Raw genomic sequence first — 15,041 nt, 5'->3', positions numbered from 1 at the left:
GCCCGAAAGGTCCCGCCGCCCTTTCACGCTGCGGCTGTGGGAGCCGAACGCGCGGATCAGTACGCGGAGTTCACGTTGTCCATGGAGCCGTAGTTCGCCGCGGCGTAGTTGCAGGCGGCGGTGATGTTCGCGACCGGGTCGTAGATGTCCCACGAGGTTCCGTCGACGTGGTACGCCTGGAAGGTCGGGTCGATGACCTGGAGCAGGCCCTTGGACGGAATGCCGGCGGCGGCGTTGGAGTCGTACAGGTTGATCGCCTGCGGGTTGCCGCTCGACTCGCGCATGATGTTGCGGTAGATGCCGTCGTAGCTGCCGGGGATGCCCTTCTGGGCCATGATCGCCAGCGACTGCTTGATCCAGCCGTCCAGGTCGTTGGTGTACGTGGTCGTGGCGGCGGTGCTGGCCTGCGGGGCGGCCTGCACGGCGGTACGCGTCGTGGAACGGTTCGCGGCGGCCGTGTCCTTGGCGCGCTGCGCGGCGGCGTCGGCCGCGGCCTTCTTCTTGGCGGCCGCGTCGGCGGCGGCCTTCTTGGCGGCGGCGTCCGCTGCCGCCTTCTTCCGCGCCGCGGCGTCGGCCGCGGCCTTCTTCTTCGCGGCGGCCTCGTCGGCCGCCTTCTTCTTGGCCGCCTCGTCCGCGGCCTTCTTCTTCGCCGCGGCCTCGGTGATCGCGCGCTCCGAGGCGATGCCGGCCTGCGCTTCGATGCTCTTGACCTGGTCGCCGGTGGAGACCTGGAAGCCGGTGGGGTCACCGACCGCGGCGGAGGCAGTCCCGCCGGTCCCCTGGAGACCGGTGACGGCCAGGACGACAGCGGTCGCGGCGACGGCGCCGGCCGCCGTGATCTTGTGGGTCTTGGTAAGCCGGCCGATCTTCGGGATCGTGGGGAGCTGCATAGGAATTAACCTCTTCCGTTTGCGGACCCGAGAATTCTTAGAGGGTCGGAAAACGGAGGTCAACGAGCCTTCCTACGAACTCCTTTCGTAGACGGTCGAGGGACAAATCGGAATCGGCATTCCCCCGGACAGTGGCGTGAGGCGCCCTTTCCACTAGGCGACTTAGTATGTGACGTACGTCCTATAGGTCACCTCACACGCCGTCGCCCCCTCCGTCGCCCAAGGTGACGGAGGGGGTGCTTTATGTGACGTTTATGGCAGCAGGAGATTGACGTCGCCGAATTCGTGCCAGAGGTAACCGCCGCGCAGCGCCTCGGCGTAGACCCGCTCCAGCAGCCGGTCGCCCGACAGCGCCCGCAGCATCAACAGGTGCGTGGCCTCCGGCTCGTGCAGTCCGGTCAGCAGCCCGTCCACCGCGCGCACCCCGCGCTCCGGGGTGACCACCAGCTCCGTCCAGCCGCCGCCCGGCCGCACCACACCGCGCTCGTCCGCCACCGACTCCAGCGCCCGTACCGCCGTCGTCCCCACCGCCACCACCCGGCCGCCCGCCGCGCGCGCCGCGTTCACCTGCCAGGCCGTCGCCGCCGACACGGTGTACGGCTCGGCGTACGGCGGCTCGTGCGCCTCGACCGACGCCACCCCGGTGTGCAGCGTGATCGGCGCGACCTGCACGCCCCGGCAGACCAGCTCCGTCACCAGCGCCGTGGTGAAGGGCCGCCCGGCGCTCGGCATCTCCGCGGAGCCGAGGCTGTCCGTCGACCGGGCGGAGAACACCGTCTGGTACGCCGCCAGCGGCTGGTCCCGGTCGGTGTAGCCGTACCGGATCGGCCGCCCGTACCGCCGCATGTACGCGACCGGGTCCGGCAGCGAGGGCGCGGCCACCCACAGCCGGTCCCCGGCCGGGTCGAGCGGCTCCTCCAGCACCAGCCGGGCCCCGGCGCGCAACTCGACCACCGCGCCCGCGGGACCGCCGGCCCTGCGGACCGTCGAGCCGTGCCCGTCCGGGTCGCGGACCTCCACCACCCAGCGGCCGTCGTCCCGGCGGGTGGACCAGTGCACCACCACCGGCTGTCCGTCGAGTCGCCCGTCCACGGCCGCGGGCAGCGTCCGCGAGGTGTTCACCACCAGGACGTCACCGGCCCGCAGCAGCTTCGGCAGGTCGCGGAAGCCGTGGTGGGTGACCGCGCCGGTGCGCTGCTCGCCGACCAGCAGCCGTACCGCGTCCCGGCGGGCGGCCGGGGCCGTCGCGAGCAGCGAGTCCGGGACGCGCAGCCCCGCCAGCCCGGCCCGCGGAGCCCCGGCCGGGCCCCTGCCCCGCCCGATGTCCTTATTGCCCGCTCCTGTCCTCTTTATATAGGGGTCCTTCGCGGCCCCCCGCCCGGAGTCCTTCGCGGGCCGCGCCGCCTGCGCGCCCTCCCGTACCGCACTCATCGCGCCTCCAGCAGGACCGGGGCGCTGTAGCGCCCGCTGGGCGCGGCCTCGTCGAGCAGCCGCAGGAAGGCCGGGACCACCGACTCCGGCAGCGGCCGGGCGGCGAAGTCCGCGTCGTCGGGCACGGCCGCCGCGTACAGCCCGGTCCGCAGATCGCCCGGGTCCACCCACCACACCCGCAGCCCCGGTTCCTCCTCGGCCAGCACCGCCGACAAGTGGTCGAGCGCCGCCTTGCTCGCCCCGTACCCGCCCCAGGTCGGATACGCCTCCACCGCCGCGTCCGAGCTGACGTTCAGCACCGCGCCGGCCGCCGCCCGCAGCAGCGGCAGCGCCTCCCGCACCAGCGCGAACGGCGCCGTCACATTCGTCTCCAGCGCCTCCCGCAGCCCCGCCACCGGCAGCTCGGCCAGCGGCACCAGCGGCTCAGCGCCCAGCGCGCTCGCGTTGTTCACCAGCAGATCCACCCCGCCCAGCTCGCGCGCCGCCGCCACCAGCTCCGCCCGGTGCCCCGCCGCCGTCACGTCGCCCGGCACCGCCCGCACCCGTGGCCGTACCGCCGCGCCCCCGGCGTGATCCGGGCCGTACCGTTCCAGGTCCGCCGCGGCCGACCGCAGCGCGTCCGCGTTCCGCCCGTCCAGTACGAGGTCCCAGCCGCGCCCCGCCAGCTCGGCGGCCAGCGCCCGCCCCAGTCCGCGCGACGCTCCCGTGATGATCGCTACCGGCATGATCCAGCCCTCCGCACCGGGGCCCGGCCGTCCGCCGGACCACCTCGTGCCCTCACCGTAGGAACGCCCCGGCCGCACACGCCTCGGCCGGCCGCCGCACGCCTCACGGTCACTTGGAACTAGGCCACACGACCGAGGACGGTCGGTCCGGCGGCGCATACGGACCGTCACCCGGCGCCGGTACGGTGGAGACATGCCCATCCGGCCGCCACGAGGCGGAATCGAAGCGGTCAGCGCCGCGGTCCTGGCGATGAGCCGCCAGGTGGAGGTGCGCGACGTCCTCCAGACGATCGTCGCGTCCGCCCGCGAGCTGCTCGACGCCGAATACGCGGCCCTGGGCGTGCCCGACGACCACGGCGGCTTCGCGCAGTTCGTGGTCGACGGCGTCAGCGACGAGGAGTGGAAGGCCATCGGCCCGCTGCCCCGGCAGCACGGCATCCTCGCCGCGATCCTGCACGAGGCGACCCCGCTGCGGCTCGCCGACGTCCGCACCTTCGAGGACTTCCAGGGCTGGCCCAAGCACCACCCCGACATGCGCGACTTCATCGGCATGCCGGTGGTCGACGGCGACGAGATCCTCGGCGCGCTCTTCCTCGCCAACAAGAAGTGCGGCCCCGGCGGGACCCGCGGCGCCGACGGCACCTGCGGCTTCACCGAGGACGACGAGGACCTGCTGCGGATTCTCGCCGACCACGCCGCGATCGCCCTGACCAACGCCCGGCTCTACGAGCGCAGCCGCGAGCTGACGCTGGCGGGGGAGCGGGCCAGGATCGCGCACGAACTGCACGACGCCGTCTCGCAGAAACTCTTCTCGCTGCGGCTGACCGCCCAGGCCGCCGCCGCGCTGGTCGACTGCGACCCGGCGCGCGCCAAGGGCGAGCTGAAGCAGGTCGCGGCGCTCGCCGCCGAGGCCGCCGACGAACTGCGCGCCGTCGTGGTGGAACTGCGCCCGGCCGCCCTGGACGAGGACGGCCTCGTCGCCACCCTGCGCACCCAGGCCGACGTCCTGGACCGCGTCCACTCCGCCGACGTCACCTTCCACGCCGTCCGGGTGCGGGCGCTGCCCGCCGCGCAGGAGGAGGCGCTGCTGCGGGTCGCCCAGGAAGCGATGCACAACGCCCTGCGGCACGCGCACGCCGACGCCGTGGACGTCATCCTGGAAGGCCACGGCAAGGGCGCGCTGCTGCGGATCCGCGACGACGGCCGCGGCTTCGACCCCACCGCGGTCCGCCGGGCCGGACGGCACCTCGGACTGGTCTCCATGCGGGACCGGGCCGGCGGCGTCGGCGGCCGGCTCACCGTGCAATCGGAGCCCGGCAAGGGCACCGTCATCGAGATGGAGGTGCCCGGTGGCTGAGAACACCATCCGCGTGCTGCTGGTCGACGACCACCAGGTCGTCCGCAGGGGGCTGCGCACCTTCCTCGAGGTGCAGGGCGACATCGAGGTGGTCGGCGAGGCGGGCGACGGCGAGGAAGGCGTGGCCCGCGCCCAGGAACTGCGGCCCGACGTGATCCTCATGGACGTCAAGATGCCCGGTGTCGACGGCATCGAGGCGCTGCGGCTGCTGCGCGACGCCGAGAACCCGGCACGGGTGCTGATCGTGACCAGCTTCACCGAACAGCGCACCGTCGTGCCCGCGCTGCGGGCGGGCGCCGCCGGATACGTCTACAAGGACGTGGACCCGGTCGCGCTCGCCGACGCCATCCGCTCCGTGCACGCCGGGCACGTCCTGCTCCAGCCCGAGGTCGCGGGCGCGCTGCTCTCCCAGGAGCAGGGCGGCACCGGCCAGGGCCGGGGCAACGCGCTGACCGAGCGGGAGCGCGAAGTCCTCGGCCTGATCGCCGACGGCCGCTCGAACCGGGAGATCGCCCGCGCGCTGGTGCTCTCCGAGAAGACGGTCAAGACCCACGTCTCCAACATCCTCATGAAGCTCGACCTCGCCGACCGCACCCAGGCCGCGCTGTGGGCGGTGCGCAACGGCGTGGGGAACTGACGGGACCGCTCGCGGTGCCACCGTGTCCACCTGTCCGTGCGGGCCGACCACCGCGTGCCCGTGCGGGCCGACCACCACGTGCCCGTGCGGGCCACCGTCCACCTGTCCGTGCGGGCATCCGTTCGGCGGAGTGAGATTCATACTGTCGGGTGTATGTCGTCCGAACGGCGCAACCTGATCCACGGTGGCCCGTTCTGCAGGGCGTACCGCGGCGGATTGCCGCGGTGCACCCCCAGCCACGGCTGGGAGGTGCCCCCAGCAAAGAGGAAGTTCGAAGTGATGAACCTCAAGAAGGCCGCGACCGTCACCCTCGTGGCGGGCGGCCTGGCCGTCGCCGGTACCGGTGTGGCCTCCGCCGCCAGCGGCGCCGACGCGTGCGGCACCGCCGTGAAGTCCCCGGGCGTGGGCTCCGGCAACCTGGTGCAGGTTCCGGTGCACATCCCGGTCAACCTCAGCGGCAACTCGGTGAATGTGATCGGCCTGCTGAACCCGGCGTTCGGCAACGTCGCCGTCAACAAGTAACCACGGACGACGCGGACTTCCGGCCCGCCTCGCCGAAGGCCCCGCGGCACGGGATCCCTCCCCGTAGCCGCGGGGCCTCCCCACGCGCCGCCGCGCCGTGGAATGTAAGGTCCCGCGCCGCGCCCCGCGCGGGGACGTCAGGCCCGTGCCGCGCCTCGCGTGGGATGTCAGGTCCTGCGCCGCTCCGCCTCCTCGACATACGCGTTGTACGCCGCCACCTGCGCCCTGCGCGCCGTACGCTCCACCGGCCGCAGCAGCTCCGCCCGCGCCGCGATCTGCGAGGCGCTCACCGCCGCGCCGTGCCCGTCGGAGGCGATCGCCACCAGCGCCGCGACCCGCTGCGCCAGCGCCAGCACCCGTACCGCGCGCGGCGGATACCCCGGCGCGAGCACCTCGCCGCCGCGCTCGGCGCGCGCCCGGTACGCCTCGAGCGCCGCGTGCGCGGACGGACCCGCGCCCGCCACGTCCAGCCGCGCCAGCGCGTTCGTGGCGTCCCGCAGCGCCTCGGCCAGCTCCCGCTCGGCCTCGCTCAGCGACGGTACGTCGGCGGGCGGCGCGTCCCGTACCGGCAGGCACCGCCACTCGACCTCGACGTGCACATCGCCGGCCGGGCCCGCCTCGCGGACCTCGGGCACCAGACCGAGCGCCGCGCCGCCGACGGTGACCACCGCCTCGCCCGCGGCCAGCGCCCGCGCGTTGAACTCCGGCGGCCCGCTCAGCCCCAGCGGATGCCCGGCCACCGGCAGCGCGAGCCGCAGCCCCGTCACGCCCAGCGCGCGCAGCCTGCCGAGCCCCAGCGTCAGCCCCACCGGGACATGCTCACCCGGCAGCCCCGAGATCCGGTGCACGGCGTCGTCCGCCGTGATCTCCTGTGCGACGTCATCGGGGGCGGCAAGTCCGGCAAGCAGGGCATTTCCCCACGCGGTCAGCCGCCCTGAGCGAGGTTCATCAAGCATGCCCCCAGCCTATGGAACGGACCCGTCGCGCGGTGGCGTAAGTTTTCCCCGGGGGATCCTTCTGCCGGTGCCTACCCGCGCACACGGCAGACAGCCGAGACTGCAATGGGAGACAACGCGCTCATGAGCGATGTGCTGGAGCTGGTGGACGTATCCGTGGTCCGCGACGGACGGGCTCTGGTGGACCACGTGTCGTGGTCGGTCGCCGAGGGGGAACGCTGGGTCATCCTCGGACCCAACGGGGCGGGCAAGACCACCCTGCTCAATGTCGCGTCCAGCTATCTCTTCCCCACCACCGGCACCGTCCAGATCCTCGGCGACAAGCTCGGCAACGTGGACGTGTTCGAACTCCGGCCGCGGATCGGCATGGCGGGCGCCGCCATGGCCGAGAAGATGCCGCGCAGGCAGACGGTCCTGGAGACCGTCCTCACCGCCGCGTACGGCATGACCGCCACCTGGAACGAGGGGTACGAGCAGGTCGACGAGGACCGCGCCCGCGCGTTCCTCGACCGGCTCGGGATGAGCGAGTACCTCGGCCGCAAGTTCGGCACCCTGTCCGAGGGCGAGCGCAAGCGCACCCTGATCGCCCGCGCGATGATGACCGACCCCGAACTGCTGCTGCTCGACGAGCCCGCCGCCGGCCTCGACCTCGGCGGACGCGAGGACCTGGTCCGCCGCCTCGGCCGGCTGGCCCGCGACCCCATCGCCCCCTCGATGATCATGGTCACCCACCACGTCGAGGAGATCGCCCCCGGCTTCACCCACGTCCTGATGATCCAGCAGGGCAAGGTCGTCGCCGCGGGACCGATCGACCTCGAACTCACCTCCCGCAACCTGTCCCGCTGCTTCGGCCTCCCACTGGTCGTCGAGCGCCGCGGCGACCGCTGGACGGCCGCCGGACTGCCGCTGTCCTGAAGGGTTTTCGTCCGGGTTTCCATTGCGTACTGCCGCAACTGCCCTCCGCACGCCTACGATTGGCGACGTGGACGCATGGGTGTGGTGGCTGATAGCGGCAGTGGGTCTCGGGATACCGCTGGTGATCACGGCGATGCCCGAATTCGGGATGTTCGCCGTCGGAGCGGTGGCCGGGTCGGTCACGGCCGGAATGGGCGGCGGGATCGTCGCCCAGGTGATCGTCTTCGTCGTCGTCTCGGTCGCGCTGCTGGTCTTCGTACGGCCCATCGCGTACCGCAATCGGCAACGCCCGGAACAGCGCAGCGGTGTCGACGCCCTCAAGGGCAAGCAGGCCGTCGTCCTGGAACGTGTCGACGGCGGTGCCAACGGACGGATCAAACTCGGCGGAGAGGTCTGGTCGGCCCGCGCCCTGGAGCACGGCCGGGTCTACGACCCGGGGCAGCAGGTGGACGTGGTGGAGATCGACGGAGCGACCGCCGTCGTCATCTGAACACCCGGCCTCCGGACACCTGAACACCCGACATCCGAACATCCGACATCCGAACATCCGAACGTCGCCGACGAGGGCCGGGAAATCACCGAACCCGCCCGCGACAAGCGGCCGTTCTGCCAGAATTGATCATGCCGGAGTACGTCGTACTCCCGCAGCCGACCCGCGCGGGGAGTGGACATGCAGCCCATCATCATCGTCCTGATCATCCTGGTGGTGCTCGTCTTCATCGCGCTGATCAAGACGGTCCAGGTGATTCCGCAGGCCAGCGCCGCCATCGTCGAGCGCTTCGGCCGCTACACCCGGACCCTCAGCGCCGGCCTCAACATCGTGGTGCCGTTCATCGACACCATCCGCAACCGCATCGACCTGCGCGAGCAGGTCGTGCCGTTCCCGCCGCAGCCGGTGATCACCCAGGACAACCTGGTGGTCAACATCGACACCGTCATCTACTACCAGGTGACCGACGCCCGCGCCGCGACGTACGAGGTCGCCAGCTACATCCAGGCCATCGAGCAGCTCACCGTCACCACGCTCCGCAACATCATCGGCGGCATGGACCTGGAGCGGACCCTGACCTCCCGCGAGGAGATCAACGCGGCACTGCGCGGCGTCCTGGACGAGGCCACCGGCAAGTGGGGCATCCGCGTCAACCGCGTCGAGCTGAAGGCGATCGAACCGCCCACCTCCATCCAGGACTCGATGGAGAAGCAGATGCGCGCCGACCGTGACAAGCGCGCCGCGATCCTCACCGCGGAGGGCATCCGGCAGTCCCAGATCCTCACCGCGGAGGGCGAGAAGCAGTCCTCGATCCTGCGCGCGGAAGGTGACGCCAAGGCCGCCGCGCTGCGCGCCGAAGGTGAGGCCCAGGCGATCCGCACGGTCTTCGAGTCGATCCACGCGGGCGACCCCGACCAGAAGCTCCTCGCCTACCAGTACCTCCAGATGCTGCCGAAGATAGCCGAGGGCGACGCCAACAAGCTGTGGATCATCCCCAGCGAGCTGAACGACGCGCTCAAGGGCCTCGGCGGCATCGTCAACCTCCCGGGCGCCCCCGGCGCTCCCGGCAACGGCTCACGCGAGCCCGCCACCGCGCCCGCCCCGCGCCGCGAGTCCCCGCCCTTCGACAAGGACTGACGAGCGCTGACCAGCACTGACCAGCACTGACGAGGACCGCCCCGGCCCGGAAGCCCGCCGCAGCCCCCTATGACATGATCGCCGCGCACCCCTCGACCTCGACGGCGGGGAGGACGCGCGAAGATCATGGAGACGACGCATGACTCTGCCGGAAGCCCTCGCCGTGTTCGCGGCCGGAATCGGCGCGGGCACCATCAACACCATCGTCGGCTCGGGGACGCTGATCACCTTCCCCGTCCTGCTCGCCGTCGGACTGCCGCCCGTCACGGCCAACGTGTCCAACTCACTGGGCCTGGTGCCCGGTTCGATCACCGGCGCCATCGGCTACCGCGGTGAACTCCAGGGCCAGCGACCGCGCCTGCTGCGGCTCGGCGCCGTCGCCCTCGTCGGCGGACTCATCGGCGCCGTCCTGCTCGTCACCCTGCCGTCCACGGCGTTCAAGGCGATCGTCCCCGTCCTCATCGCCATCGCGCTCGTCCTGGTCGTGCTGCAACCCCGCCTGGCCCGCGCCGTCCAGGCCCGCCGCGACCGTACCGGCACCCAGGCCCCCGCCCACGGCGGCACCGCCCTCGTCGTCGGCATGCTGCTCGCCAGCATGTACGGCGGCTACTTCGGCGCCGCCCAGGGCGTGCTGTACCTCTCCCTGATGGGCCTGGTGCTCAACGAGTCCCTGCAACGCGTCAACGGCATGAAGAACGTTCTCGCCGCCGTCGTCAACGGCGTCGCGGCCCTCTTCTTCATCATCGTCGCCCACATGAACTGGACCGCCGTCGGCCTCATCGCGGGCGGCGCCGTCATCGGCGGCCTGATCGGCGCCCGCGTCGGCCGCCGCCTCCCGCCCGCCGCCCTGCGCGGACTCATCGTCGTCGTCGGCACCGCCGCGATCGTCCAACTCCTGCTGAAATAGGGCCCCTCCCCGAAGGGAAGGGCCCCGCCCCGTCGGGACCTCACGGCCCCACGACCTCGATTCCCCGCACGCGAAGGGGCGCTCAGGCCGACGCCGGAACGGGCAGCCACTCCGGCAGCCCGAACCCGTCCCGCACCCCCAGCGCCAACAGCAGCGTGTCCGCCGGCGTCGGCTCGAACGGCCGGACCAGCAGCCGCATCCCCGCCTGCTCGGGAGTACGGTCCGCCTTGCGCTGATTGTCCTCGCCGCACGCGGCCACCGTGTTCAGCCAGGTGTCACCGCCCCCGCGCGACTTCGGCTGCACGTGGTCGACCGTGGTGGCCCTGCGCCCGCAGTACGCGCACCGGTGCCGGTCACGTACCAGCACACCGCGCCGCGACCACGGGGCCCGTTGTCGGAACGGCACCCGCACGTACCGGCAGAGCCTGATCACCTGCGGCACCGGAACCTCCACCGCGGCGGCACGGATGCGCAGCCCGGGATGCGCCTGCTCCACGACGGCCTTGTCCTGCATCACCAGCACGACAGCACGCCGCAGCGACACCGTCGACAGCGGCTCGAAGCTCGCATTCAGCACCAGCGTCTCACGCATCCCGCCCACCTCCCGGGCCCTGCCCCGCCCCCATGGCGAAGTGGATCCACTGTGACCCCGGGACACGGCCGCCGACAACGCAATTTCACGGCCGCAACCGGAAGATCGGCAGGTGGAAAGGTCCTGTTCATCCCGGATTCCGCGCCGGGGCACGTCCCCGCGTCCCTCCGGGCTCGGCCGGGGGCTCGTCCCGGGGAAAGGTCTGCGCTCCGGGTGCCGTCCCCCGTGTAGAACAGGCACCCGGAGCGCGTCCGTCGGCGTGGACGCCCGGCCCGCAGACCGAACTCCGGCAGACGGCGGACGCAGACGCCCGGCCGCCCCCGCCACCGCGGTGCCGACAGCCTGAGGACGGTGGTCACGTCGTCAGGCACGCACCACTGTGCGACGGGGAACGGCGGAGCGCAACGTAATATCCCGAGCGCTCAGCGCGACAGACCGGCGGGCTCAGCCTCCGGCCCGCACCTCGTACTCACCGATCAACTGCGCCCTGCCCAGCGTGTGGAAGCGCAGATTGAACCCGACGAACGCGGGCGAGGCGTCCGCGTCCGGGCCCAGCTTCTCGGTGTCCACCGCGTAGACCGTGAACACATACCGGTGCGACCCGTCACCGGGCGGCGGCGCCGCGCCACCGAAATCCCGCGTCCCGTAGTCGTTCCGCGCGTGCGTCGCGCCCGCGGGCAGCCCCGGGAAAGCACTGGAACCCGCACCGCGCGGCAGCTCCGTCACCGACGCGGGGATGTCGAACAGCACCCAGTGCCAGAAACCGCTGCCGGTCGGCGCGTCCGGGTCGTAGCACGTGACGGCGAAGCTCTTCGTCCCGGCCGGGAACCCCTCCCACCGAAGCTGCGGCGAGACATTGCCCGCCGCGTACACCTGATCGTCCTTGAGTACCCCGCCCGGTTCCACGTCGTCGCTCACCACGGTGAACTCCGGCACCTGCGGGTGGAAGTCATGGGGGAGCGGCCGTCGCGCTTGCTCGGTCACCTCGACACCTCCTGATCGCACACGATTGATTCCGCCCCGAGCCTAGGGCCCCGGTCAGAACCAGTTCCGCTTGCCGCCCACCTCGGCGAGCCACTGGTGCAGATAGGCCGCCCAGTCCGTCTCCTCGAAGGAGTGCATGCTCATCGTGAAGGAGCGGTACGTGTCACTGCCGCCGCCGAACAGCCCCGGCTTCTTGTCCATCTCCAGGACGACATCCATCTCCTCGCCGTCCGCGACGAACGTCAGCTCCACCTCCTTGAGCCCCCGGTACTGCTCCGGCGTACGGAACTCGATCTCCTGGTAGAACGGCAGCCGCTGCCGCGTGTTCCGCATCGTCCCCTTCTCCAGATCCGCGCTCTTGAAGGCGAACCCCAGCCGCCCGAACGCGTCGAGCAGCGCCTCCTGCGCGGGCAGCGGGTGGACGTTCACCGGGTCCAGATCCCCCTTGTCCACCGCGCGGGCGATCTGCAACTCCGTCGTCACCCCCACGTTCATCCCCGTGAGCTGCCGCCCCATGAACATCGTCACCGGCGTCTCCCACGGCACCTCCAACGAGAACGGCACATCGTGCACCGCCCCCGCCCGCACCATGAACTCGCCGGCGATCTGCTGCGTATGGAACTCGATGTTCTGCAAGGACTCCGTCTCATTGCCCTGCGCGTCCCTGCGCTCCACCTCGACGCGCGCCTGCAACCCGACCGTCAGCCCCTGTATCCGCTGCTCGACCGAACCGCCCTGCACCCGCACCGAACCCTCGACCACCCCGCCGGGCACCACATCGGCCTGGTGCAGCTCCGTCTCCACCGACGCCCCGCCGGCCCCGAGACTCGCCATCATCTTCCTGAACCCCATACGCACTCTCCCTGACCGCATCCACTGGCTCACGCTGTGCGAACTCTACGAACGCCGGGACGCCCCGTCCGGTTCCACTACGCTCCTGAACCGTGATCACGCCACCCGAACAGGTCCCGCTCGACAGGGCGTTCTTCGACCGGCCGGTCCTGGACATCGCCCCCGACCTGCTCGGCCGCACCCTGGTCCGCACCACCGACCAAGGACCGGTCACCCTGCGCCTCACCGAAGTCGAGGCGTACGACGGCCCCAACGACCCCGGCTCCCACGCCTACCGGGGCCGCACCGACCGCAACGCCGTGATGTTCGGCCCACCCGGACACACCTACGTCTACTTCACCTACGGCATGTGGTTCTGCCTCAACCTGGTCTGCGGCCCCGAAGGCACCCCCAGCGGAGTCCTGCTGCGCGGCGGCGAGATCACCACCGGCGCCGACCTCGCCCGCGCCCACCGCCCCACCTCCCGCAAGGACAGCGACCTCGCCCAGGGCCCCGCCCGGCTCGCCACCGCACTGTCCGTCGACCGCTCGCTCAACGGAGCCGACGCCTGCGGCCCCGGCGGACCGCTGCGCGTCCTCACCGGGACCCCGCCCCCGCCCGCCCTCGTCCGCACCGGCCCGCGCACCGGCGTCGGCGGCGCGGGCGCCGACCACCCCTGGCGCTACTGGATCGACGGCGACCCCACCGTCAGCCCCTACCGCGCCCACGCCCCGCGCAAGCGTCGATAAACGACTGGCCGGAACCGCGTACCCTCGGACACGCTTCACGCACCGGGTACGCGAAGCCGTATCCGACCCCCAGCACCCACAAGAGGGAGACACGAGACCCGTGACGGACATCGTCGACGAGCTGCGGTGGCGAGGGCTGATCGCCGTTTCCACTGACGAGGACGCACTGCGCAAGGCGTTCGCGGACGGCCCTGTCACGGTCTATTGCGGCTTCGACCCGACCGCGCCCAGCCTGCACCTCGGCAACCTGGTCCAGATCCTGACCATCCGCCGCCTCCAGCTCGCCGGCCACCGCCCGCTCGGACTGGTCGGCGGCGCCACCGGTCTGATCGGCGACCCCAAGCCGTCGGCCGAGCGCACGCTGAACGCGCCCGAGGTCGTCGCGGAGTGGGTCGAGCGGGTACGCGCCCAGATCGAGCCCTACCTCTCCTTCGAGGGGCCCAACGCCGCGACCATGGTGAACAACCTGGACTGGACGTCGGGCCTGTCGGCCATCGAGTTCCTGCGCGACATCGGCAAGCACTTCCGGGTGAACAAGATGATCAGCAAGGAGGCCGTGGCCCGCCGCCTCAACTCCGACCAGGGCATCAGTTACACGGAGTTCAGCTACCAGATCCTCCAGGGCATGGACTTCCTGGAGCTGTACCGGCGGTACGGCTGCACGCTCCAGACCGGCGGCAGCGACCAGTGGGGCAACCTCACGGCGGGCATCGACCTCATCCACCGCGTCGAGGGCGCCTCGGTGCACGCGCTGGCCACCCCGCTGATCACCAAGGCGGACGGCACCAAGTTCGGCAAGACCGAGGGCGGCGCCATCTGGCTCGACGCGGAGATGACCACGCCGTACGCCTTCTACCAGTTCTGGCTGAACGCCGACGACCGTGACATCGCCACCTTCCTGCGCATCTTCAGCTTCGCCTCGCGGGCGGAGATCGAGGAGCTGGAGCGCTCGACCGAGGAACGCCCGCAGGCCCGCGCGGCCCAGCGCGCCCTCGCCGAGGAGCTGACGACGCTGGTGCACGGCGCCGACCAATGCGCCGCCGTGATCGCCGCTTCCAAGGCACTTTTCGGCCAGGGCGAACTCGCCGACCTGGACGAGGCCACCCTGGCCGCCGCGCTCAGCGAACTCCCGAAGGCGCAGGTCAGTGAACTGGCCCCGGTGGCCGACCTGTTGGCCCTGATCGAGCTGGTCCCGAGCAAGTCCGCCGCCCGCCGCACCATCAAGGAGGGCGGCGCGTACCTCAACAACACCAAGGTGACCAGCGAGGACGCGGTTCCCGCCGACTCCGATCTGATCCACGGGCGTTGGCTGGTGCTGCGCCGGGGCAAGAAGAACCTCGGAGCGGTCGAACTCGCTTGACACGGCTGGAAATCTACGTTTGAGCGGCGGCCGAGCTTGACTCGGTCGCCGCTCGTGCGTAACGTAGTCCAAGCCGCCAAAACGGTGGGGATGGTTCACATCAGCCCCTACCGCACCGGGCGGCCACCCACTACCTACGTCTTCCCGATCATCGGGCTGTACTTTGGTGCGCCAAAATCCAATTCGATGGACTCGATTATGAGTCGCCCGGGAAATGGGCTAACGTAGTGGACACGCCGAAAGGCGGGAAACAAACCCCGATCCAATCAGGGGCCGGAAACGCACAGCGGATCTGGTAGGGTTGGAAACACGAAGGGAAAGCCCGGAGGGCCGGTGAAACGGCCTGAAGGAAGCTTCCGTTCCTTGAGAACTCAACAGCGTGCCAAAAGTCAACGCCAGATATGTTGATACCCCGTCTTCGCGGACCGATTGTGGTTCGTGGGGCGTGGTTCCTTTGAAGAACAAAACACAGCGAGGACGCTGTGCGCGACGGGGATTATTCCTCCCGGTCGCGCCGCTCTTGCGTGTTGTTCCGGGATATCCCGGTGACATTCACGG

Annotated in this window: 16 protein-coding genes; 9 read left to right on the top strand and 7 right to left on the bottom strand. The window is 71.2% G+C overall.

The window, feature by feature from the left end:
• Positions 1-56: 56 nt before the first annotated feature.
• The 3 genes from ACIQCJ_RS34630 to ACIQCJ_RS34620 all read right to left on the bottom strand — a co-directional run bounded on the left by ACIQCJ_RS34630 (position 57) and on the right by ACIQCJ_RS34620 (position 3,046).
• Positions 57-890 carry a lytic transglycosylase gene (locus ACIQCJ_RS34630; RefSeq protein WP_355333654.1) on the bottom strand — a complete coding sequence of 278 codons (834 nt, stop codon included), beginning with the start codon at positions 888-890 and terminating at the stop codon, positions 57-59.
• Positions 891-1,142: 252 nt separating this feature from the next.
• A complete protein-coding gene (locus tag ACIQCJ_RS34625) occupies positions 1,143-2,321 on the bottom strand; it encodes an S-adenosylmethionine:tRNA ribosyltransferase-isomerase (RefSeq protein WP_402713792.1) in 1,179 nt (392 codons plus the stop codon).
• Positions 2,318-3,046, bottom strand: coding sequence for an SDR family NAD(P)-dependent oxidoreductase (locus ACIQCJ_RS34620; RefSeq protein ID WP_402713790.1), 729 nt, complete (start codon positions 3,044-3,046; stop codon positions 2,318-2,320). Before ACIQCJ_RS34620 ends, ACIQCJ_RS34625 begins: the two co-directional genes overlap by 4 nt.
• A 193-nt stretch (positions 3,047-3,239) precedes the next feature.
• Here ACIQCJ_RS34620 and ACIQCJ_RS34615 point away from each other — a divergent pair, with 193 nt between their 5' ends.
• The 3 genes from ACIQCJ_RS34615 (at position 3,240) to ACIQCJ_RS34605 (ending at position 5,562) form a co-directional block, all read left to right on the top strand.
• Positions 3,240-4,403: a GAF domain-containing sensor histidine kinase gene (locus tag ACIQCJ_RS34615; protein WP_355333645.1), complete on the top strand. Its 1,164-nt coding sequence runs from the start codon at positions 3,240-3,242 to the stop codon at positions 4,401-4,403.
• Positions 4,396-5,040 (top strand): response regulator transcription factor, encoded by a 645-nt coding sequence (locus ACIQCJ_RS34610; protein WP_093714340.1) that lies wholly within the window; start codon positions 4,396-4,398, stop codon positions 5,038-5,040. Before ACIQCJ_RS34615 ends, ACIQCJ_RS34610 begins: the two co-directional genes overlap by 8 nt.
• 276 nt (positions 5,041-5,316) lie before the next feature.
• On the top strand, positions 5,317-5,562 hold the full coding sequence (locus ACIQCJ_RS34605; protein WP_188279867.1) for a chaplin: 246 nt from the start codon (positions 5,317-5,319) through the stop codon (positions 5,560-5,562).
• Positions 5,563-5,729: 167 nt separating this feature from the next.
• On the opposite strand, the gene ACIQCJ_RS34600 is transcribed toward ACIQCJ_RS34605, so the two are convergent.
• Complete coding sequence (locus tag ACIQCJ_RS34600; protein WP_355333641.1) at positions 5,730-6,518, bottom strand: hypothetical protein; 789 nt, start codon at positions 6,516-6,518, stop codon at positions 5,730-5,732.
• Between the two features lie 123 nt (positions 6,519-6,641).
• On the opposite strand from ACIQCJ_RS34600, the gene ACIQCJ_RS34595 reads away from it, so the two are divergent.
• From ACIQCJ_RS34595 to ACIQCJ_RS34580, 4 genes are all read left to right on the top strand, one after another.
• Positions 6,642-7,433 carry an ABC transporter ATP-binding protein gene (locus tag ACIQCJ_RS34595; protein ID WP_355333638.1) on the top strand — a complete coding sequence of 264 codons (792 nt, stop codon included), beginning with the start codon at positions 6,642-6,644 and terminating at the stop codon, positions 7,431-7,433.
• A 58-nt stretch (positions 7,434-7,491) separates the two neighbouring features.
• Positions 7,492-7,923, top strand: coding sequence for an NfeD family protein (locus tag ACIQCJ_RS34590; RefSeq protein WP_317452506.1), 432 nt, complete (start codon positions 7,492-7,494; stop codon positions 7,921-7,923).
• Positions 7,924-8,103: 180 nt separating this feature from the next.
• A complete protein-coding gene (locus ACIQCJ_RS34585; protein ID WP_355333636.1) occupies positions 8,104-9,060 on the top strand; it encodes an SPFH domain-containing protein in 957 nt (318 codons plus the stop codon).
• Between the two features lie 139 nt (positions 9,061-9,199).
• The gene (locus ACIQCJ_RS34580) at positions 9,200-9,967 is read left to right on the top strand and encodes a sulfite exporter TauE/SafE family protein (protein WP_355333633.1); all 768 of its coding nucleotides are present in this window, start codon (positions 9,200-9,202) and stop codon (positions 9,965-9,967) included.
• 82 nt (positions 9,968-10,049) lie between these two features.
• Here the strand turns inward: ACIQCJ_RS34580 and ACIQCJ_RS34575 are convergent, their stop codons facing one another.
• The 3 genes from ACIQCJ_RS34575 to ACIQCJ_RS34565 form a co-directional block, all read right to left on the bottom strand.
• Positions 10,050-10,559, bottom strand: coding sequence for an HNH endonuclease (locus ACIQCJ_RS34575; protein ID WP_188279862.1), 510 nt, complete (start codon positions 10,557-10,559; stop codon positions 10,050-10,052).
• 444 nt (positions 10,560-11,003) lie between these two features.
• Positions 11,004-11,543, bottom strand: coding sequence for a YbhB/YbcL family Raf kinase inhibitor-like protein (locus ACIQCJ_RS34570; protein WP_401313156.1), 540 nt, complete (start codon positions 11,541-11,543; stop codon positions 11,004-11,006).
• 54 nt (positions 11,544-11,597) lie between these two features.
• On the bottom strand, positions 11,598-12,395 hold the full coding sequence (locus ACIQCJ_RS34565; protein WP_401313153.1) for a sporulation protein: 798 nt from the start codon (positions 12,393-12,395) through the stop codon (positions 11,598-11,600).
• A 92-nt stretch (positions 12,396-12,487) separates the two neighbouring features.
• Between ACIQCJ_RS34565 and ACIQCJ_RS34560 the strand changes: the two genes are divergently transcribed.
• Both ACIQCJ_RS34560 and tyrS read left to right on the top strand, forming a co-directional pair.
• Positions 12,488-13,123, top strand: coding sequence for a DNA-3-methyladenine glycosylase (locus tag ACIQCJ_RS34560; protein ID WP_391044243.1), 636 nt, complete (start codon positions 12,488-12,490; stop codon positions 13,121-13,123).
• A 100-nt stretch (positions 13,124-13,223) separates the two neighbouring features.
• Positions 13,224-14,483, top strand: coding sequence for a tyrosine--tRNA ligase (gene tyrS / locus ACIQCJ_RS34555; protein WP_355333623.1), 1,260 nt, complete (start codon positions 13,224-13,226; stop codon positions 14,481-14,483).
• Positions 14,484-15,041: the final 558 nt, after the last annotated feature.

The organism is Streptomyces sp. NPDC093221 (assembly GCF_044753885.1).
Lineage (GTDB): Bacteria > Actinomycetota > Actinomycetes > Streptomycetales > Streptomycetaceae > Actinacidiphila.
This window is presented reverse-complemented; position numbering and strand designations above follow the sequence as displayed.